The 19,480-nt window shown below is 71.3% G+C and carries 16 protein-coding genes and 1 pseudogene; 11 read left to right on the top strand and 6 right to left on the bottom strand.

Translation table 11 applies throughout. The annotated features are described in order from the left end of the window. The first annotated feature begins 94 nt into the window (after window positions 1–94). From H4687_RS27265 to H4687_RS27255, 3 genes are all read left to right on the top strand, one after another. Window positions 95–754, top strand: a complete 660-nt coding sequence (locus tag H4687_RS27265; RefSeq protein WP_020113839.1) for a response regulator transcription factor — start codon at window positions 95–97, stop codon at window positions 752–754. Window positions 755–1,082: 328 nt separating this feature from the next. Beyond that, window positions 1,083–3,020: a 2-oxoacid:acceptor oxidoreductase subunit alpha gene (locus H4687_RS27260; protein WP_192781722.1), complete on the top strand. Its 1,938-nt coding sequence runs from the start codon at window positions 1,083–1,085 to the stop codon at window positions 3,018–3,020. Beyond that, window positions 3,013–4,101 carry a 2-oxoacid:ferredoxin oxidoreductase subunit beta gene (locus H4687_RS27255; RefSeq protein ID WP_192781721.1) on the top strand — a complete coding sequence of 363 codons (1,089 nt, stop codon included), beginning with the start codon at window positions 3,013–3,015 and terminating at the stop codon, window positions 4,099–4,101. The genes H4687_RS27260 and H4687_RS27255 overlap by 8 nt, the downstream gene beginning before the upstream one ends. Window positions 4,102–4,178: 77 nt before the next feature. Here the strand turns inward: H4687_RS27255 and H4687_RS27250 are convergent, their stop codons facing one another. Continuing rightward, complete coding sequence (locus H4687_RS27250; protein WP_046919696.1) at window positions 4,179–4,595, bottom strand: winged helix-turn-helix transcriptional regulator; 417 nt, start codon at window positions 4,593–4,595, stop codon at window positions 4,179–4,181. A 92-nt stretch (window positions 4,596–4,687) separates the two neighbouring features. Between H4687_RS27250 and H4687_RS27245 the strand changes: the two genes are divergently transcribed. From H4687_RS27245 to H4687_RS27235, 3 genes are all read left to right on the top strand, one after another. After that, window positions 4,688–5,542, top strand: coding sequence for an SDR family oxidoreductase (locus H4687_RS27245; RefSeq protein ID WP_046919695.1), 855 nt, complete (start codon window positions 4,688–4,690; stop codon window positions 5,540–5,542). Window positions 5,543–5,979: 437 nt separating this feature from the next. Continuing rightward, window positions 5,980–6,939, top strand: coding sequence for an EamA family transporter RarD (gene rarD / locus H4687_RS27240; protein WP_046919227.1), 960 nt, complete (start codon window positions 5,980–5,982; stop codon window positions 6,937–6,939). 117 nt (window positions 6,940–7,056) lie between these two features. After that, complete coding sequence (locus H4687_RS27235) at window positions 7,057–8,013, top strand: M28 family metallopeptidase (protein ID WP_046919228.1); 957 nt, start codon at window positions 7,057–7,059, stop codon at window positions 8,011–8,013. A gap of 106 nt (window positions 8,014–8,119) precedes the next feature. Here the strand turns inward: H4687_RS27235 and H4687_RS27230 are convergent, their stop codons facing one another. Together H4687_RS27230 and H4687_RS47580 are read right to left on the bottom strand one after the other, a co-directional pair. Further along, window positions 8,120–8,593, bottom strand: coding sequence for a hypothetical protein (locus H4687_RS27230; protein WP_225966840.1), 474 nt, complete (start codon window positions 8,591–8,593; stop codon window positions 8,120–8,122). Window positions 8,594–8,797: 204 nt separating this feature from the next. Then, entirely contained in the window at window positions 8,798–9,469 is a 672-nt protein-coding gene (locus tag H4687_RS47580; RefSeq protein ID WP_264086503.1) for a hypothetical protein, read from the bottom strand. A gap of 1,702 nt (window positions 9,470–11,171) precedes the next feature. On the opposite strand from H4687_RS47580, the gene H4687_RS27220 reads away from it, so the two are divergent. From H4687_RS27220 to H4687_RS27200, 5 genes and pseudogenes are all read left to right on the top strand, one after another. Then, on the top strand, window positions 11,172–11,603 hold the full coding sequence (locus tag H4687_RS27220) for a hypothetical protein (protein ID WP_159026243.1): 432 nt from the start codon (window positions 11,172–11,174) through the stop codon (window positions 11,601–11,603). A 70-nt stretch (window positions 11,604–11,673) separates the two neighbouring features. After that, window positions 11,674–11,983: pseudogene (locus tag H4687_RS27215) on the top strand (DUF4913 domain-containing protein). Window positions 11,984–12,069: 86 nt separating this feature from the next. Next, the gene (locus H4687_RS27210; RefSeq protein WP_046918403.1) at window positions 12,070–13,443 is read left to right on the top strand and encodes a hypothetical protein; all 1,374 of its coding nucleotides are present in this window, start codon (window positions 12,070–12,072) and stop codon (window positions 13,441–13,443) included. Between the two features lie 95 nt (window positions 13,444–13,538). Beyond that, a complete protein-coding gene (locus H4687_RS27205) occupies window positions 13,539–14,726 on the top strand; it encodes an amidase (RefSeq protein ID WP_078907101.1) in 1,188 nt (395 codons plus the stop codon). A gap of 157 nt (window positions 14,727–14,883) precedes the next feature. Next, the gene (locus H4687_RS27200; RefSeq protein WP_046919431.1) at window positions 14,884–15,492 is read left to right on the top strand and encodes a flavodoxin family protein; all 609 of its coding nucleotides are present in this window, start codon (window positions 14,884–14,886) and stop codon (window positions 15,490–15,492) included. A gap of 22 nt (window positions 15,493–15,514) precedes the next feature. On the opposite strand, the gene H4687_RS27195 is transcribed toward H4687_RS27200, so the two are convergent. The 3 genes from H4687_RS27195 to H4687_RS27185 form a co-directional block, all read right to left on the bottom strand. Further along, window positions 15,515–16,441, bottom strand: coding sequence for an ABC transporter permease (locus H4687_RS27195; RefSeq protein WP_046919432.1), 927 nt, complete (start codon window positions 16,439–16,441; stop codon window positions 15,515–15,517). Continuing rightward, window positions 16,428–17,405: an ABC transporter ATP-binding protein gene (locus H4687_RS27190; RefSeq protein WP_046919433.1), complete on the bottom strand. Its 978-nt coding sequence runs from the start codon at window positions 17,403–17,405 to the stop codon at window positions 16,428–16,430. The genes H4687_RS27195 and H4687_RS27190 overlap by 14 nt, the downstream gene beginning before the upstream one ends. 70 nt (window positions 17,406–17,475) lie before the next feature. Next, on the bottom strand, window positions 17,476–18,825 hold the full coding sequence (locus H4687_RS27185; RefSeq protein ID WP_046919434.1) for a LolA family protein: 1,350 nt from the start codon (window positions 18,823–18,825) through the stop codon (window positions 17,476–17,478). Window positions 18,826–19,480 lie beyond the last annotated feature (655 nt).

Genomic DNA, 19,480 nt, shown 5'->3' with positions numbered 1-19,480 from the left:
GATGCTGAAATGCTGGGGGCTGTCGTACAGGTCGGGCCCGGAGCATGGGCCGGTCGGGGTGGGTGTCGTGGGGGGACGAGGCGTGGAGGACAGGGTGCGGGTGGTCATCGCCGAGGATTCGGTGCTGTTGCGGGAGGGGCTGACGCGGCTGCTGACCGACCGGGGGCACGACGTCGTGGCAGGGGTCGGGGACGGGAACGCCCTGATCAAGACGATCACGGAGTTCGCGGCCCAGGACGACCTCCCGGACGTGGTCGTGGCGGACGTACGGATGCCTCCGACCCACACCGACGAAGGCGTACGGGCCGCCGTACAGCTGCGGAAGCAGCACCCTGAGCTGGGGGTTCTCGTCCTGTCGCAGTACGTGGAGGAGCGCTACGCCACCGAACTGCTCGCGGGGTCCAGTCGTGGCGTGGGGTATTTGCTGAAGGACCGGGTCGCCGAGGTCAGGGAGTTCGTGGACGCGGTGGTCCGGGTGGCGCGGGGTGGCACGGCGCTGGACCCGGAGGTGGTCGCGCAGCTGCTCGGGCGGAGCCGGAAGCAGCACGTGCTCGCAGGGCTCACCCCTCGGGAGCGGGAGGTGCTGGGGCTGATGGCGGAGGGGCGGACCAACTCGGCGATCGCCCGGCAGCTGGTCGTCAGCGACGGAGCCGTCGAGAAGCATGTCAGCAACATCTTCCTGAAGCTCGGGCTGTCCCCGAGCGACGGGGACCACCGGCGTGTTCTGGCGGTGCTCACCTACCTCAATTCGTGATCCTCTGACACTGTGTCAGATGGTCCGTCTCCTCATTCCCCTCCCCCCTCTCCTCGCCCCTCCTCACCCCGCACCGTCAACCTCGCCGACCCCGCGCCCGCCTCACCTCCTCCGCTCGGGTCGAGAACCGCCGACCGGTGGCGCGCGTCTTCGAAGGAGGTGGCACGGGCGGGTAAATCATGACAAGTCAGGGCGTTCGGCGGTCTCAAAACAGCGTCCATCAGGCGAAAGAGCGAGGGAAGGTCATCCTCGCCGACGTAGGGTTGGTCTGGGGAGGGCCGGCGGGACGGCCGTTCCCGGACAGCCGCCCCGAGGGAGGTCCAGTTCAGTGACCAGCCAGGTCAGCAGCCCAGCGGAGCAGGCCGACGAGGCCGCTCTGGGAGAACTGAGAGAACAGCGCAAACCGGCGGGGACGAAGGACGTCCGCCGACTCGATCGGGTGATCATCCGGTTCGCCGGGGATTCCGGTGACGGGATGCAGCTCACGGGTGACCGGTTCACCTCCGAGACGGCGTCGTTCGGCAACGACCTCTCCACCCTGCCGAACTTCCCCGCCGAGATCCGCGCCCCCGCCGGCACCCTGCCCGGCGTCTCCAGCTTCCAGCTGCACTTCGCCGACCACGACATCCTCACCCCCGGCGACGCCCCCGACGTCCTCGTCGCGATGAACCCCGCCGCACTCAAGGCCAACATCGCCGACCTGCCCCGCGGCGCCGAGATCATCGTCAACACCGACGAATTCACCCCACGCGCCCTGCACAAAGTCGGCTACACCACCAGCCCCCTCGACGACGGCCAACTGGACGGCTACAGCGTCCACCCCGTCCCCCTGACCACCCTGACCGTCGAAGCCCTCAAGACCTTCGACCTCAGCCGCAAGGAAGCCGAACGCAGCAAGAACATGTTCGCGCTGGGGCTGCTGTCCTGGATGTACCACCGGCCCACCGAAGGCACCGAGAAGTTCCTGGCCGCCAAGTTCGCCAAGAAACCCGAGATCGCGGCCGCCAACCTCGCCGCGTTCCGCGCCGGCTGGAACTTCGGCGAAACCACCGAGGACTTCGCCGTCAGCTACGAAGTCGCCCCCGCCGCGACCGCCTTCCCCCCCGGCACCTACCGCAACATCAGCGGCAACCTCGCCCTGTCCCTGGGCCTCATCGCCGCCTCCCGCCAGGCCGACCTGCCCCTCTACCTCGGCTCCTACCCCATCACCCCCGCCTCCGACATCCTCCACGAACTCTCCCGCCACAAGAACTTCGGCGTCCGCACCTTCCAGGCCGAGGACGAGATCGCCGCCATCGGCGCCGCACTCGGCGCCGCCTTCGGCGGATCACTCGCCGTCACCACCACCTCCGGACCCGGCGTGGCACTGAAATCGGAGACCATCGGACTCGCCGTCTCCCTCGAACTGCCGCTGCTCGTCGTCGCCATCCAGCGCGGCGGCCCCTCCACCGGCCTGCCCACCAAGACCGAACAGGCCGACCTGCTCCAGGCCATGTTCGGCCGCAACGGCGAAGCCCCGGTACCCGTCGTCGCACCCAGGACCCCGGCCGACTGCTTCGACGCCGCCCTCGAAGCAGCCCGGATCGCACTCACCTACCGCACCCCCGTCTTCCTGCTCAGCGACGGCTACCTCGCCAACGGCTCAGAGCCCTGGCGGATCCCCGACACCGACGAACTCCCCGACCTCACCGTCCAGTTCGCCCAGGGCCCCAACCACACCCTCGACGACGGCACCGAAGTCTTCTGGCCCTACAAACGCGACCCCCACACCCTCGCCCGCCCCTGGGCCATCCCCGGCACCCCCGGCCTCGAACACCGCATCGGCGGCATCGAGAAACAGGACGGCACCGGCAACATCTCCTACGACCCCGCCAACCACGACCACATGGTCCGCACCCGCCAGGCCAAGACCGACGGCATCGACGTGCCCGACATCAAGGTCGACGACCCGCACCACGCCGACACCCTCGTGCTCGGCTGGGGATCCACCTACGGCCCCATCACCGCGGCCGTCCGGGAACTGCGCACCGCCGGGGAATCCATTGCCCAGGCCCATCTGCGCCATCTCAACCCCTTCCCCAAGAACCTCGGCGAGGTACTCAAGCGCTACGACAAGGTCGTGGTCCCCGAGATGAACCTCGGCCAACTCGCCCTGCTCATCCGGGCGAAATACCTCGTCGACGCCCACTCGTACAACCAGGTGAACGGTATGCCGTTCAAGGCGGAGCAGCTCGCCACGGCTCTCAAGGAGGCCATCGATGGCTGAGAGGTCCACGGAAGGCGCGGGCACGGGCGGCACGATCGAGGCGCTGGCCCTCGTGCCCAAGGCCACGGCCCGGCAGTCCATGAAGGACTTCAAGTCGGATCAGGAGGTGCGCTGGTGCCCCGGCTGCGGTGACTACGCGATCCTCGCCGCCGTCCAGGGCTTCATGCCCGAACTCGGCCTGGCCAAGGAGAACATCGTCTTCGTCTCCGGCATCGGCTGCTCCTCCCGCTTCCCGTACTACATGGACACCTACGGGATGCACTCCATCCACGGCCGCGCCCCCGCCATCGCCACCGGACTCGCCACCTCACGACGCGACCTGTCCGTCTGGGTCGTCACCGGCGACGGCGACGCCCTCTCCATCGGCGGCAACCACCTCATCCACGCCCTGCGCCGCAACGTCAACCTCAAAATCCTCCTCTTCAACAACCGCATCTACGGCCTCACCAAAGGCCAGTACTCCCCCACCTCCGAAACCGGCAAGATCACCAAGTCGACGCCGATGGGGTCGCTGGACGCGCCGTTCAACCCGGTGTCGCTGGCTCTGGGCGCGGAGGCGTCGTTCGTCGCACGGACCATCGACTCCGACCGCAAGCACCTGACGGAGGTGCTGCGGCAGGCCACCGCACACCCCGGCACCGCCCTCGTCGAGATCTACCAGAACTGCAACATCTTCAACGACAACGCCTTCGAGGTGCTCAAGGACCGCGACTCGGCCCAGGACGCCGTGATCCGGCTGGAGCACGGGCAGCCGATCCGGTTCGGCACCGACGCCACACGAGGGGTCGTACGCGACGAGACCACCGGCGACCTGAAAGTCGTCACCGTGACCGAGGACAACCAGTCACGGATCCTCGTGCACGACGCGCACTCCCCCTCCCCCACCACCGCCTTCGCCCTCTCCCGCCTCGCCGACCCCGACACCCTCCACCACACCCCCATCGGCGTCCTGCGCTCCGTCCGACGCCCCGTCTACGACACCCAGATGGCCGACCAACTCGACACCGCCATCGACCAGTACGGCAAAGGCGACCTGTCGGCACTCCTCACCGGCAAGGACACCTGGACGGTCGTCGGCTGAGGACGGACGGCTGAGGACGGACGGCTGAGGACGGACGGCTGAGGGTGAACAGTCGAGCGCGCAGGCCCGGGTCGGGTTCAGGCCCGGGCCTCGTCGTATGCCTGCCGGGCCTCGTCGTACGTCCGGCGGGCCGTCTGCACCTCGTCCATGCGGTCCTTGGTCCAGCTCGCGAGGGCGCGGACCTGTTCGGCCGCCTCGCGGCCGAGGTCGGTGAGGGAGTAGTCGACGCGGGGCGGGATGACGGGTTTGGCGTCGCGGTGGACGAGGCCGTCGCGTTCCAGGGTCTGGAGGGTCTGGGTCAGCATCTTCTCGCTGACGCGGCCGATGGCCCGGCGCAGCTCGCTGAACCGGTAGGACCGCTCCAGCAGCACGATCAGGACGAGGACGCCCCAGCGGCTGGTGACGTGCTCCAGGACGAGGCGGTGGGGGCAGAGGCCCTCGCCGTTCATGTCGTCCATGATCGCGGGCTGCTTCGACACCTTGCTTACGGCCATGCCAGTACCTTACTTCAAAGTGGGTACTTTCGCAGAGTTAGCGCACCCCCTAGGGTTAGTGAAGCACCCCGCCCCACTGGAGGAGTTTCACCATGAGCATCGTCGTCACCGGAGCGACCGGCCACCTCGGCAAGTTCGTCGTCGAAGGGCTGCTGGAGAAGGTTCCGGCCGAGCAGATCACGGCCGTCGTCCGCAGCGAGGAGAAGGCCGCGGGGTTCGCGGCGCGCGGCGTGAAGATCGCCGTCGCCGACTACAACACCCCCGAGACCTTCGACGGCCTGTTCGCCGCCGGTGACAAGGTGCTGCTGATCTCGGGCAGCGAGGTGGACAAGGACCGCGCCGCCCAGCACCAGGTCGCGATCGACGCCGCCAAGGCGGCCGGGGTCGCTCTCCTCGCCTACACCAGCGCGCCGGGCAGCCTGACGGCCGCCCTCGCGAACGACCACCGGGCCACCGAGGAGGCGCTGCTCGCCTCCGGTCTGCCGTACACCCTGCTGCGCAACGGCTGGTACAACGAGAACTACACCGAGCAGCTCGGACCGGTGCTGGAGTACAGCGCCGTCACGCACGCCGCCGGCGAGGGCCGGGTCTCCTCGGCGGCCCGCGCGGACTACGCCGCCGCCGCGGTCGCCGTGCTGACCGGCGAGGGCCACGAGAACCAGACGTACGAGCTGGGCGGCGACACCGCGTGGAGCTTCGCCGAGTACGCGGCCGAGGTCAGCGGGCAGACCGGCAAGGAGATCGCGAACAACCCCGTCTCGGGCGATGTCCTGGTCGGCATCCTCACCGGCGCCGGGCTCCCCGAGGGCTTCGCCGCGATCCTCGCGGGCGTGGACGCGTCCGTCGAGAAGGGCGAGCTGGTCGTCTCCTCCGGCGACCTCTCCCGCCTCATCGGCCGCCCGACCACGCCGATCTCGGACTCGATCGCGGCGGCGCTGAAGGGCTGAACCCGGCCCTCGCCCGCGGTCCGAGGTCCGTACCGCGGACCCCGAACCGACCCGCGGACCCCGGACCGGCCCTCGGATTCCGGATCGCGGACCGGACCACTGGCCCCGGACCGGGCAGGGCGGCTCTCGCCCGAGCACTCCCCCGACCCCCAGCCCGAGCGCCGGGGCCGCGCCGCCCCGGACGCGAGTCCCGGGCCCGACTCCCGGCCCCGAGCCCCGAGCCTCGAGCCCCGGACACGAGTCCCGGATACGAGCCCCTGACCCAAACCCCGGACTCCCCCTCGGGGACCCCCGGACTCCCCCTCGGGGACCATCCCCTGGACCACCCCCGGCTGTCATGACCGTATGCCGATACGGGCATGACAGCCGGGGGTGGTCGGCGTTACCTTCGTCAGGGCTTGGGGTCGCGGTGGTGCGGCCCGCGAGAAGGAGGGGCCGTGGCGGCGCAGTCGAGGGGCGAACACCGGATAGGGCTGCTGAACGGCTTCGCCGCGTACGGGATGTGGGGGATCGTCCCGCTTTTCTGGCCGCTGCTGAAGCCCTCCGGCGCGGTGGAGATACTCGCCCACCGCATGGTCTGGTCCCTCGCGGTCGTCGGTGTCGCCCTGCTGGTGCTGCGGCGCTGGTCCTGGGCCGGTGAACTGCTGCGGCAGCCACGCAAGCTCGCCCTGGTCACGGTCGCGGCGGCGGTGATCACCGTCAACTGGGGGGTGTACATCTGGGCCGTGAACGCCCACCAGGTGGTCGAGGCCTCCCTCGGGTACTTCATCAACCCGCTCGTCACGATCGCCATGGGCGTCCTGCTGCTGAAGGAACGACTGCGGCCCGTGCAGTGGACGGCGGTCGGCGTCGGCTTCGCGGCCGTCCTCGTCCTCACCGTCGGATACGGGCGACCGCCGTGGATCTCGCTGTGCCTCGCCTTCTCCTTCGCCACGTACGGACTGGTGAAGAAGAAGGTCAACCTGGGCGGCGTCGAGTCGCTCGCCGCGGAGACCGCGATCCAGTTCCTGCCCGCGCTGGCCTATCTGCTGTGGCTGGGGTCGCGCGGGGACGTCACCTTCGGCTCGCACGGGACGGGGCACGCGCTGCTCCTCGCCGCGACCGGGCTGGTGACCGCGCTGCCGCTCGTCTGCTTCGGGGCGGCCGCGATCCGGGTGCCGCTGTCCACGCTGGGGCTGCTGCAGTATCTGGCGCCGGTGTTCCAGTTCCTGCTGGGGGTCGTCTACTTCGGTGAGGCGATGCCGCCCGAGCGGTGGGCCGGATTCGCTCTGGTGTGGCTCGCGCTGTCGCTGCTGACCTGGGACGCGCTGCGGACGGCGCGCGCGGCGCGCAGGCGGCTGGAGGAGCTGACCACCGCCGTCGAGGTGTCCGAGACGCGTGCCCCGCTGGCCAAATAGCGCCCTTGACGGAGAGTCAGTCCCACCCGCACCATCCAGGCACCCCATTCACCGGATTCGCCATGGACACATCAACAGTGTGTCCGGAGCGAACCCATGGAATTCGGAGCCCCCACTATGAAGCTCTCCGTTCCAGCCGCAGGACGCACCACCCTCGCCGCCGCCGTCGCGGCGGTCACGCTGATCACCACCGGGTCCATAGCCGGGGCGGCTCCCGCCCCCGAGGTGGCACTCGCCGCCGCACCCGACCTCCCCGTGGCCAACGTCAAGGCCCACCTGGCCCAGCTCCAGTCCATCGCCACGGCCAACGGCGGCAACAGAGCCCACGGACGGGCCGGCTACACCGCGTCGCTGAACTACGTGAAGGGCAAGCTCGACGCGGCGGGCTTCGTCACCACCACGCAGTCCTTCACGTCCGGCGGCCGCACCGGCTACAACCTGATAGCGGACTGGCCCGGCGGCAACACGAACCAGGTTGTCATGGCCGGTTCACACTTGGACAGCGTCACCACCGGTGCCGGTATCAACGACAACGGCTCGGGCTCCGCCGCCGTGCTGGAGGCCGCGCTGGCCGTGTCCCGCTCGAACTACCAGCCCACGAAGCACCTGCGGTTCGCCTGGTGGGGCGCGGAGGAGCTGGGTCTCGTCGGCTCCCGCTACTACGTCAACAACCTGTCCTCGACGAACCGGGCCCGCATCAGCGGCTACCTGAACTTCGACATGATCGGCTCGCCGAACCCCGGGTACTTCGTCTACGACGACGACCCCGTCATCGAGCAGACCTTCAAGGACTACTTCACGGGGATCGGCGTCCCGACCGAGATCGAGACCGAGGGCGACGGCCGCTCCGACCACGCGCCCTTCAAGAGCGCGGGTGTCCCCGTCGGCGGCCTCTTCACGGGAGCCAGCCGCACCAAGACCGCCGCGCAGGTCACCAAGTGGGGCGGTACGTCCGGCCAGGCCTTCGACCGCTGCTACCACTCGTCCTGCGACACCACGTCCAACATCAACGACACGGCGCTCGACCGGAACAGCGACGCGCTGGCGTACGCGGTGTGGGAGCTGTCGGAGTAGTCCGAGGCAGGGTCAGAGGTGGTCCATGCCCGGGGTCGGCCGGTCGGCGGGGAGCGCCGTGGCCGGTCCCGGGCCGGGTGCGTGGTGATCGCGTGACCGGGGCGGGTCAGCGTCGCGGCTGGTGAGTGGGTGCGCCAGGGGTGCCGGGGGTGCCCGAGCGGGTGGGCGCGTAGGACGGTGGGCGGGTCGCGGTGCGCCGTGTCGTCAGGGCGTGGGTGTGGGCCGGGGCCGCGCTCGCCGACCTGAGGCGGGACGCGACCGCCGTGGGCATGCGGGTGCTCTCGGCGAGACCGGCGGCCGCTTCGGAGCGCAGGGCACCGAGCCTGGCCAGACTCCGCCGGCCCTCCGGGGTGAGCGCCGTGATGTCGACGCTCAGGGCGGACCGTACGGTCCCGGGGTGCGTCGGAATCGGGGCGGCGCCCTGTCCGGGGGCCCGGGACGGGTCCAGGCCGGCGGAGCGCAGGGCCGCGGCGCGGGTGCTCCAGGGGGCCGTCTCGGGCGTACGGCGGTGAGGGGTGCGGTGGTTGCCGTCCTGGGCGCCGGGTGCGGGCGCCGACCGGTCGAGGGTGCGCCAACTCATCGTGCCGATCAGCTCGTTGAAGGTGACCTCGACCCGGGGGCGGGGCTGGGGCGCTCGGGGGACGACGGGTGCGGGGAGCGGTGGCGGGCCGCCTGGGAGCGCCTGGCGACGGCCGGGTCGCGCGGCGTGTCCAGAGGGCGGGGAGGGGCCGGCCGCGTGACGCCGGCCCCGGCGGGTCCCCTGTCGTGGTGGTTGCCGGTGTGATCACTGGCCATGGGCGTAGGGGGCGGAGTCGAGGGCGCGGGCCCGTTCGGCGAGGCGGGTCATCCGGGTGCGGGCCTTCTCCAGTTGCTCCAGGTCGTCGGCGGCGGGCCCCGCGTCGGCGGCGAGGTCGGTCCAGACGGCGATCAGGTCGCGGCCCAGGTGCAGGCCCTGGAGCGGGTCACGGACCGCGCGCCAGGCGGCCGCCGCGCTCTGGATGTTGCCATACGCGGCACGCTCGTCGCGCAGACGGTGGCGCAGACCCGCCAGGTCGAGGGAGAGGTGGAAGGAACGGAGGGCGTCGCCGGCCAGGTAGGCGATGTAGGCGGTCAGCTCGCGGAGCTTCAGCACCTCGGGGTGGTGCGGGCCCAGCGCCACGGTCGCCTGGGCGACGGTCTGCTCGGCCATCTCCGCGGCCTCCTGGATACGGCCCAGCTTCACCGCCTCGTTGATGCGGGACAGGGGCTCCACGAAAAGGGATGCCGCACCGCCGCTCGTCCCCTCCAGCTCCAACACGGCTTCGGCCACCCCGTCGAACTCCCGAACCGGCGCCGGTTTGGGGCCGGGGTCCTCTTCCTCAACCTTCCACTCGGGAGCGAGATAGGAGTCCGTCGCGGACTCCTCCGGAGGCGCGAGCACGGGTGCCGGCGCGGAAGGCGGCACGATCGCGGGCATCGGATCAGAAGGCTGACCGGGGGTCGGCGGCCAGGGTTGCGGCTCCGGCGGCGCAGGAAGCACACCGCGCTCCGAGGAAGCAGCCGGTTCCTGAGCCTGGCTCGGCGGCCACGGTTGCGGAGCCACGGCCGGCCCCGGGGCGGTGGCTTCGGTCACCGGGCCGAACTCACCCGTCGGGGGTGAGACGGTACCGAGGGCCGGGGCCGAGTGCCGACTTCCGGCAGATGACGGATCTGCCCTTCCTGCCTCGGCAGTGATGCCGGGCGGGTCCTGCGAGGGCCCCGGGGCCCCGGGTGACTGCGCGAGTGGACCGTGCTTCGGTTCCGGAACCTTACGCAGGACGAACGTCGACGGCGCGACGCCACCCGCCGTCGGCTCCGATGGCTCTTGTCTCGCCCTGGTGAGAGGCATGGTCCGGGGCTCTCCGGACGGGCGCCCGGGTGTCGCGGGAGCGATGGACTCCGCCGCAGCCATCGGCTCCACCGCCGACAACCGCATGGTGCTCGGCTCCCGCCTCGTCCGAGAAGCGAGGTCGCCGTGTGAGGAGTCACCGCCCTGTGCCTGTGCGTACGGGACTTCGGAAGCCACCACTGGCTCGGCAAGAGGTGTGGCTTCAGATGCGGGGCGACCGGCGGCCGCGTGCCCCGGCGCGGGCACTCCGGTCGAGGCGGAAGCCGCGCCCGCCACGCTCGGTGCGTGCCGCACCTCGGGCTCATGGCGCACCTCGTCAACGGCGTCAGGCGCGGCTACGGCCACAGGGCCGAGCGCTTGTTCCGCTACCGCCGACTCCGGTACGGCACGCAGGATCTGGGTCGACCTGTCGCGGCGAAGTGTCGGCGAGATCTCCGGACGCGCAGCTGCCATAGCGGTCTCGGACAGCTGCCCTCCGGCAAATCGAGGCGCGACCGCGTTCCCGGCCTGTGGGTCGGCAATCGCCTCGCCGACGAGCCAGGGCTCTCCCACCCGTACGGGCTCGCCGGCGAACTGGCTGGCACCGTCCACGCACACACGCAATGGCACCACATACCCGATGCGCTCATCGTGCACCCTGGCGTGCACGGGGTGTCCGGCAGCGAGGGCGATCCGATGAAGGTGCCGAAGGACGGCTTCCTGGATCTCCTGGCCGTGCGCCGCGACGACCGATACGCCTCCGATCCAGGCAGCGCCCGCCCCAGGGCCGACCGCGGGGACATGAACATCGACCGGCACCGCCGCCGGGGCGGCCGAGGATGCCGAACGCTTCTGTTCCCTCTTCTTCTCCCGGCTGGGTCGACGCATCTGTTCCCTCACTCTGTCGTGCCGGGGAACCGGCCCCACACTTGGTCCCAAGTCTCCCGGCTCGCCAACGATTTCACGTCACCACGGCGTCACAGACACGTCGCAGAAGCCTGGCCGGCCCGGCCTGATGGCCATGATTCAGCGCTTCGACCCTCCCTTGTCGCTCCCCGGCGGTGGTGGCCCGGGCTGGCAAGGTACTCGCCAGGAGCCTGCGCCGGTAATCCTGCCGGTCTGCTGGTTCGCGGAATTCTGCGCACCAGGAGTGCCCGGAGACCTTCCCTTCAGGTGAAGTCCGGCAGCCTTGGCCACCGACGTTCCCCCACCTCCGGCCTGCGGCGAGAAGGAACCACCGGCGGCGGTCACGGCCCCGCGCAGGTGTTCCTGCGGTGTCTTGCCACTGCCGGGCGCCGGCGTGGTGGCGTCCTTGGCGAACCGCTTCTTCTTCCTCAAGGGTCTGCAACTCGCCGAACCGCTTCCAGAGCGGTTCGGCCGCCCGCTGGTTCACTCCTGCGTGCTGCAGTGCCTTGTCCAGGTCCTTGACGACGTTCTTGTCGCCGCGCCGGACGAAACTGTCCAGGACAGTGGAGAGCCTGCCGTCGGTCTGCCCGTCCCTGGACGCCCAGGACCGCACCTGGCCGGTGAACCTCTCCCGCGACTGCTGGAGTTCGCCCTGGAAACCCTGGCGACCCTGGTCAAGGACGGGCCGGGAGCCCTGTGGCCGAGCGCGTCGAGCGGGGCGCGGCGGCACCGGACTCGGTGCTGCGCGCCGGTGTCGTCGCCGCCGAACGGATGGGCGGCCGCCCACGCAGAGGTGAAGGCCATGACCGCCCGCGCCGTGGAGAAGGCCGTCCGATGACCACAGTCCAGGAACCGGCCGGAGTACCCCCTTCATCCTCTACCTGGACGGCGAGGACTACGCCGAGGAGATGCGCGGCCTGGCCCGGTGGGTCTCGGATCTCCTGCTGCCCGTGTACGGCCGCGAGGTCAGCTCGCAGCAGCCGTGGTGCCCCCGCTGGTGGGGGCATCTGGAGGCGGTCGCCCGGCTGCATGCCCTGGCTGGCCTGGCAGGAGTGCACCGATCCGGCGGCCGGCGCCTCGGGTCCCGCCGTGTGGCATCGTGATCACCTCGGCCCCGTACTCGCCGAACTCCGCTTCCCCGTCGGGCCGTTCGCAGGCTGCAAACAGGGCGGTCACCGGGCGAAGGCGGCGCCGACGGTCGATGCGTACGACGGCTGACAAGCGAGCACGCTCGATGCGAGACCGCCCGCCGGCAGGCGGCAGCCGGTCCCGACGAGGCCCCCACGTGACGAGAAGGAACAGAGATGTACAGGACGAAGGCAGCCGTGGCCGTCACCCTGGCCGGAGTGCTGCTCGCCGGATGCAGCTCGGACGGCGACGGCGGCGGTTCCGGCACGGGCCAGGGTGACAAGGGCGCCGGCACCAAGGCTCCTTCTCCGGCCGAACTCACCGTGCCTCCCGCCTACGAGGGCGCCAAGGGCTGGGACCAGGAACTGGACTGGGTTCCGGAGAGCACCGAGTCCGATATGCCGGTGACGACAGACGGGCAGACGGTCGCGTACGTAACCCGGTCCAGTGACGGATACGCGGTCGAGGCGCGCGACATCGCCACGGGCAAGGTGCGGTGGAGAGGCGCCCCCTACCAGGTGCCGACCGTGATCAACGACCAGCCGTCCTACGGGTACAACGAAGACAACCGCGAGATCCCCCAGGTCACCGTGGTCCGGCAGAGTGGCCGCACCTTTGTCGCGGCCTGGGCCCACGGCCGGCAGGACGGAGACGCCCTCACCAAGAGCCAGGAGGTCGTACAGGTCGACCTGTACGCGATGGACGCCTCGGGCACCTCCGTGGCCCCGCTGCACCGTGTCGCCGTACCCGTCACCGCCAGGGGGGACACACTCAAGGTCTATGACGGTGGGGCCGAACTGGTCGTCACCTGGGAGGAGTACTCCGACAGGCTCAGCGTTTCCATCGACGGCGCGACTGGCAAGCTCACGGAGTACGACCCCGTGGACGTGCAGATCCCCAAGTGTCATTCCATCTGCACGGGAAGCGAGGTCGTGGGTGTCGCGCCGGACGCTCCGGTGGCTGTGCACGCGTTGGGCGGCTTCGGCCTCGTGAACGGATGGTCCTCTCAGGACGTCGCCCCCAAGGACGCCGACTCGGGAAGGAAGACCCACAGCGGCGGGTACGTGAGCGGGGGCATCGCCGCTGTCGGCGACGGTGTGTTCCTCGCCCACTGGAAGGGCGCCGACGACCTGGATGCCACCGTCTGGTCCGCGCACGACCTGGACACCGGTCGTCTCCTGGCCAGTACGACATGCGGTGAAGGGGGTACGGCGGGCGTGACCAACGCCGTGGCCTCCCCCAACGGCCGCTACCTCGCTCTCGATTCCGTCGTCCTCGACGTCAAGTCGGGTACGGGGCTCTGTCTCCAGGGGGACGACAACCGGCGGACCATCGGCATCCGAGCCCTCACCGACGGCGGCGTGGCCTACGGCGAGACCGATGTCGAGAGTGGCGCCAAGCCCGTGATCGAGCTGAAGGTGAGTGACGGCAAGCCCGAGGTTCTGACCGACGGTACGTACCTCCCGGCGGCGATTCTGAAGAAGGCCGCGCTGTTCACCCTGCGGGAGAACGGCAGCGGCCTGCTGATCTCCGTTCGGCAGGAGCGCTGATCAGCGGGCGCGCGCCACGCGGGCCGCGTGCACCGTTGTCGCGTGCACCGTTGTGGCGGGCCGAGCAGATCGCCGCTGCCGTCCGAGCGGGAAGCATGACGGCCGTCGACGTCGTCACGGCCGCGCTCGCCCGCATCCAGCAGGCCGAACCCACACTGTGCGCGTTCGCCGAGGTGTGGGACGAGGGCGCGCTGCGGTCGGCGGTGGAGGTGGACGCGCGGGTCGCCCGCGGTGAGTGGTTGCCGTTGGCCGGGGTTCCGCTCGGGGTGAAGGGGCGGGCCGGGTCGCGTACGGCGGCGGCACGGGCGCTGGTCGCGGCCGGCTGCGTGCCCGTGGGGGCGACCTCCGTGCCCGGCCCCGGTACCCCCTGGCAGACCTGGGGTCTCGGGGCGGGCGGCCGGACCGTGAACCCCTGGCGGGCGGACCGGACGCCGGGCGGTTCCTCCGCCGGGTCCGCGGCGGCGGTGGCCGCCGGCCTGGTGCCGATGGCCACCGGTACGGACGGCGCCGGGTCCGTGCGCATCCCGGCCGCCTGGTGCGGCGTCGTCGGCCTGAAGACCACGAACGGCCGTCTGCCGTCCCCCGACCGCACGGGCCTGGCGGCGGCCGGTGTCCTCACCCGGTACGCGTCGGACGCGGCGGCGTACTGGCGGTGTGTGAGCGGAGCGGGAGGCGTCGGCGAGGAGGGGGAGCCCGACGTGACGCGCTCGGGCGGGGCGGACCGGGTGCCCGACCGTGTCCCGCCTCCTCCCCTCGCCGTCTGGTCGGCCGACCTCGGCTTCGCCGACACCGACCCCGAGCCCGCCGCGATCGCCCACCGCGCCGCGCTCCGCCTCGCGGACGCCGGGCTCGTACGGCTCGCCGGGTCCGCACCCGTCGTAGGGCAGGACTCCCCGCCCGAGCCGCACCCGCTCCACCTGAAGGACCCCGCCCCCGCCTGGCTCGCCCTCCGCGCCGCGTCGCCCGACCCCGACCCCGCCGCGTTCCGAGCCGCCCAGGACCTCCGCGCCGAGAACGACCGGCGGCTCGCCACGGTCTTCGGCGAGGTCGACCTGATCCTGACCCCCGTCACCCCCTACGCCCCCCACGGTCACGACGGCCCCGGTGACCGTTACTCCACAGCCCTGACCTGGGCGTTCAACCTCAGTGGGCACCCTGCGGCGAGCATCCCGGCCGGGTTCGGCTCCGACGGGTGCCCGGTCGGTCTCCACCTGGTGGCGCGGCACGGTGAGGAGGAGCTGTTGCTGCGGGTGGCGGAGGCCGCCGAAGCCGTCCGGACGTAGCCCGGCACGGAAGCCGCCCGACCCGACAGCCCGACAGCCCGACAGCCCGACAGCCCGACAGTCCGACAGTCCGACAGCGGAAGCCGCCTCTTGAATTTTATGCATACGCATATATTGTCTATGCATGCAATCTTCGTACGCGCACCAGGGGGACCCCATGACCCGACGCTTCCTCTTCGTCCTCGGCAGCAGCCGGCCGGACGGCAACTCCGAGATGCTGGCCCGTGCGGCCGCCGAGCAGTTGCCGGACGGGGTCGAGCAGCGCTGGCTCGACCTCGCGGAGCACCCGCTGCCCGACTTCGAGGACCTGCGGCACGACAGCGACCACGTACGGCCGCACGGGGACAACAGGGCGCTGCTGCTGGACGCCACGCTCGCGGCGACCGACCTCGTGATCGTGTCGCCGCTGTACTGGTACTCCGTGTCCGCCCACGTCAAGCGGTACCTCGACCACTGGTCGGGCTGGCTGCGCACCCCCGGGGTGGACTTCAAGGCGACGATGGCCGGCCGCACCCTCTGGGGCGTCACGGCGCTCGCGCACCCCGAGGAGGAGGTCGCCGAGCCGCTCGTCGGGACGCTCAACAACTCCGCCGCGTACCTGGGCATGCGCTTCGGCGGAGTCCTGCTCGGCAACGGCAGCAAGCCCGGTGACGTCCTCCGGGACACCGCGGCCCTCGCCCGCGCGAAGACGTTCTTCACCGAGCCCGGCGAAGCGCCCCGCGCCCGATTCCCCTACGACGCCGACGCCGAGGCCGAGGCCGCGTGAGCGGCGCCTACGCCGTGATGTCCTACGCCGTGATGTCCTTCGCCGTGAACCTCGCCCACGCCGCCGAGCCGAACACCGCCGCGTACACGGCCTGGAGGCCGAGGTTGCGCTGGAGGTCGTCCCAGTAGACCGGCTCGCGCATGAGGTCGGCGAAGGAGAGCCAGTAGTGCGAGAAGAAGTAGGGGTGGAGGGCGTCGAGCTGGGGGATCTGGTCGAGGATCTGGACGGTGATGAGCAGCCCGACCGTGGTGGCCATCGCGGCGATGCCACTGTTGGTGAGGGTGGAGATGAACAGGCCGAGGGCCGCGACCCCGATCAGTGAGGCGGCCACGGCCAGCGCGATCAGCAGTGCCCGCAGCAGTCCCTCGGCGAAGCTGATGCTCGTACCGGAGATCGTCGTCAGGTCCCCCAGCGGGAACAGCAACGCCCCGACCGCCAGCGCGGAGGCCGCCACGACGAGGGTCGCGACCAGGCAGAACGTCATGGTCGTCGCGTACTTGGTGAGCAGCAGCCGGGTCCGCCCCGCCGGTGAGACCAGCAGATAGCGCAGGGTGCCCGCGTTCGCCTCGCCCGCGATCGCGTCCCCGGCGATCACGCCGACGGCCATCGGCAGGAAGAAGGGGAGCGTCGCGGCCAGCGCCGTGAACACCAGGAACAGCCCGTTGTTGGTGATCTGCGCGATGAACGCGGGCCCGCCACCGCCGTCCGGGCCGCCTCCCGCCGACGACCCGTCACCCGTCTCGATCCGCACCGCGATGCCGACCAGGATCGGCACCGCCGCGAGCACACCCAGCAGCGCGATCGTCCGCCACCGCCGGAAGGTGGTGACCAGTTCGCTGCGGAACAGCCCGAAGGTCCACAGGAGGCCGGGCTTGCGGGCTGCGGCGGCCGGAGTCGTAGCGGCAGCGGCGGCCGGCGAAGCCGGTTCCGGCGTGTCAACCCGCGACATCGAAGCCCTCCCCCGTGAGCGCCACGAACGCGTCCTCCAGCGAGGCGCGTTCGAGGGCGAAGCCGCGGACGCGGACACCCGCGGTGACCAGTGCGGCGTTCAGTTCGGCGAGATCCCGGTCGGGGGTGGGCGGTTCCGCCGTCACCCTGCCTCCCTCGCCGGCCCGGTGCGCGGCGGCACCGTCCTCCTCCGCCACGACCACGTCCCCGATGCCCTGTTCCTTGAGCACCCTGACCGCGTCCGCCGTGTCGGGGGTGGTGACGACCAGACGGCCGCGCGCGCCGGCGGCCAGTTCGGTCACCGGGCCCTGGACGACGAGCCTGCCCCGGGTCATGACGGCGGCATGGGTGCACACCTGCTCGATCTCGTCGAGCAGGTGCGAGGAGAGGAAGACGGTGGTGCCGTCGGACGCCAACTCCCGTACCAGCGAACGGATTTCGCGCATACCCTGCGGGTCGAGCCCGTTCGTCGGCTCGTCCAGGACGAGCAGGCGGCGCGGCTGGAGCAGTGCCGCCGCGAGTCCCAGCCGCTGCTTCATGCCCAGCGAGTACGCCTTGGCCTTCTTGCCGGCGGCGGCCGCGAGCCCCACCCGGTCGAGTGCGGCCTCGACCCGGGTACGCCGGGTGCGCGGGTCGGCGGTCGGGTCGGCGGAGTCGTAGCGCAGCAGGTTGTCGCGGCCGGAGAGGAAGCCGTAGAGGGCGGGCCCCTCGATGAGCGCGCCCACGTGCGGGAGCACCGTCCGGGTGGAGCGGGGCATGGGCAGGCCGAGGACCCGGGCGGTGCCCGAGGTGGGCTCGATCAGGCCCATCAGCATGCGGATGGTGGTGGTCTTGCCCGAGCCGTTCGGGCCGAGGAAGCCGAAGACGCTGCCGCTGGGCACCGACAGCTCCAGGTGGTCCACGGCCACCTGGCCGCCGCGGAAGGTCTTGGTCAGCCCCTGGGTGTGGATGGCTGCGTCGGTCATGGCTCCCCTCGGGTACGGCCGGTGGGGCGGGAGCGGCGGTCTCGCCGTCCCGCCCCACCGGCCGGCGTCGCTACGCCGCGTCGGCCGCCTTCACCAGCGCGTCCTTGGTGACGGCACCCGCGTACACCTTGCCGTCCTCGGTGAACAGGACGTTGATCAGCCGGGTCTTGAAGACCGTACCCGAGCCGAACTCGCCCTTGACCGGGTCGCCGAGGGAGTTCAGGAAGCCGTCGACCCGGGCGTCGCCGGAGGAGTCGCCGCCGGTGGGCATGCCGCCGCCCCCGGCGCCGTCGTCGAACACGGCGATGGTGCTCCAGCCCTTGCCGATGGTCTTCGGCCCGTCGAGCCCGGAGTCCTTGGGGCCCTTGCTCTCCTTGCGGTGCTCGGTGTTCTTCCCGTCCTTGAACTCCCCGCCCTTGCCGGGCTCGCCGAACACGGAGTCACCGAACCCGGACTCGTGGCCGCCCGACTTCCCGGCCCCGTCGGCCTCGTCCGCCTCGGTGACCTTCGCGCCCTTCGGCGGGGTGAAGTCGAACGTCGAGGCGCTCGGCTTGCCGAAGTCGACCTTCGTGAAGCCCGCGTCCACGACGGCCGAGCCGCCGCTCGCCGGGGTGAGCGTGAACTTCAGCGGCAGCCCCGTCTTCGCGTCGACGGCGATCGAGATCGCCCCGACCGTCGAACCGGACTGCTTCGGCTCGATCACCAGCTTGTACGCGTCCCGCCCGGCGACCCGCGCGGTCCCGTCGACGGTCACGGACGTGGTGTCGTCGACGGCCTTCAGGGCCTCCTCGGCGAGCTTCTGCGGGGTGGCGGGCGCGTCCTCGAACCCGTCGGGAGCGTCCTTGGGCACCCGCTGGTCCTTGCCCTCGTCGGCGCCGGTCGCGTGGTACACCTCGTTCGAGGCGCTGTCGTACGCCCACAGGTCGTCGCCGTTGTGGATGACGCTGTACTCGGCGGCGTCGTCCAGCAGCGAGAGCTTCTGCTTGTCGGGGCCGTCGGTGGCGACCCGCAACGTGTGGGTGCCGGTGGCGAGTTCGAGGAGCTTGGCGGAGGGGTCGGCGGCCGATCCGCCGTCTCCGCCGGAGGGCGCGGCCTGCGAGACGAGGCCGTCCGCGAGACCGGCCAGGTCGGGAAGGCCGAGGTCCGTGGTGATCTTCACCGTGCCGGACACCCGCTCCACGTCCGAGGCGGCGATCTTCTCGATGAGTTCCTGCGCGCTGATCTTCGGCAGATCGGGGTCACCGGAGCCGGCGAAGGCCGGGACGAGCCCGATGGTCGCGGCGGCGACGCCCAGCACGGTGACCGGGACGACGTACCGCGCGGCCTTGCGTCGCCGTGCCGAGCGCATCTCCTCGGCCTCGGCCGCGAGCGCGGCGGCGTCGCCGGACCTGGCGCTGTCGTCGGTTTCGTACGGTGCCATGTGTGCCTTACCTCCGTCGTCGGCGGCGGCGTCTCTCGGAGCCGCCATTCTCACCCGAATCGGTGAGGAGTGGTGATACCCATCTGACCAAATCGGCCGGAGAGAAGCGTCAGACTCCGGGCTCAACTCGACGTACTGCTACGGGATGACACGACGAGGCGGAGCGTCCACCCGACCCGTAGGGGTCGCGGGGGGAGCCGCGGCCGTCGGTACGAGTCCGGAGTACCCCGCCGGTGTTCGCCGACGCCACCCGGACCGCGCGGGCCCGGCGTCCGGCAGCCGCCGTGCCGCACCGCGAGACGGGATCCGGGCGCGACCTCCCTCCCGGCAGACACGCGAGGCCGGCGACCTCCCTCCCGGCAGACACGCGAGGCCGGCGACCTCCCTCCCGGCAGACACGCGAGGCCACGGAGCAGCGAGCCGGCCCGTGGACAAGGACGAGCCGGGGGGCCGACCACGGCCGACGGTGCAGTCCCGGCGGCTGACGGCCGCCGAGCGCCGCCCCCGGAACCCGAAGAAGGCTGACCGGCGCGGACACAGGGCCGGACGGTGACCAACCGGCTCGGCCTCGGGAGCCGACGACGGACCGGCGGGCGGGCAGGGACAGCCGGTGGCAGCCGCCGGCACGAGTCCACGGTCCAACGCCGGCGAGCGG

Origin of the sequence: Streptomyces stelliscabiei (genome assembly GCF_014873495.1) — a bacterium.
GTDB classification, from domain to species: domain Bacteria; phylum Actinomycetota; class Actinomycetes; order Streptomycetales; family Streptomycetaceae; genus Streptomyces; species Streptomyces bottropensis.
This window is presented reverse-complemented; position numbering and strand designations above follow the sequence as displayed.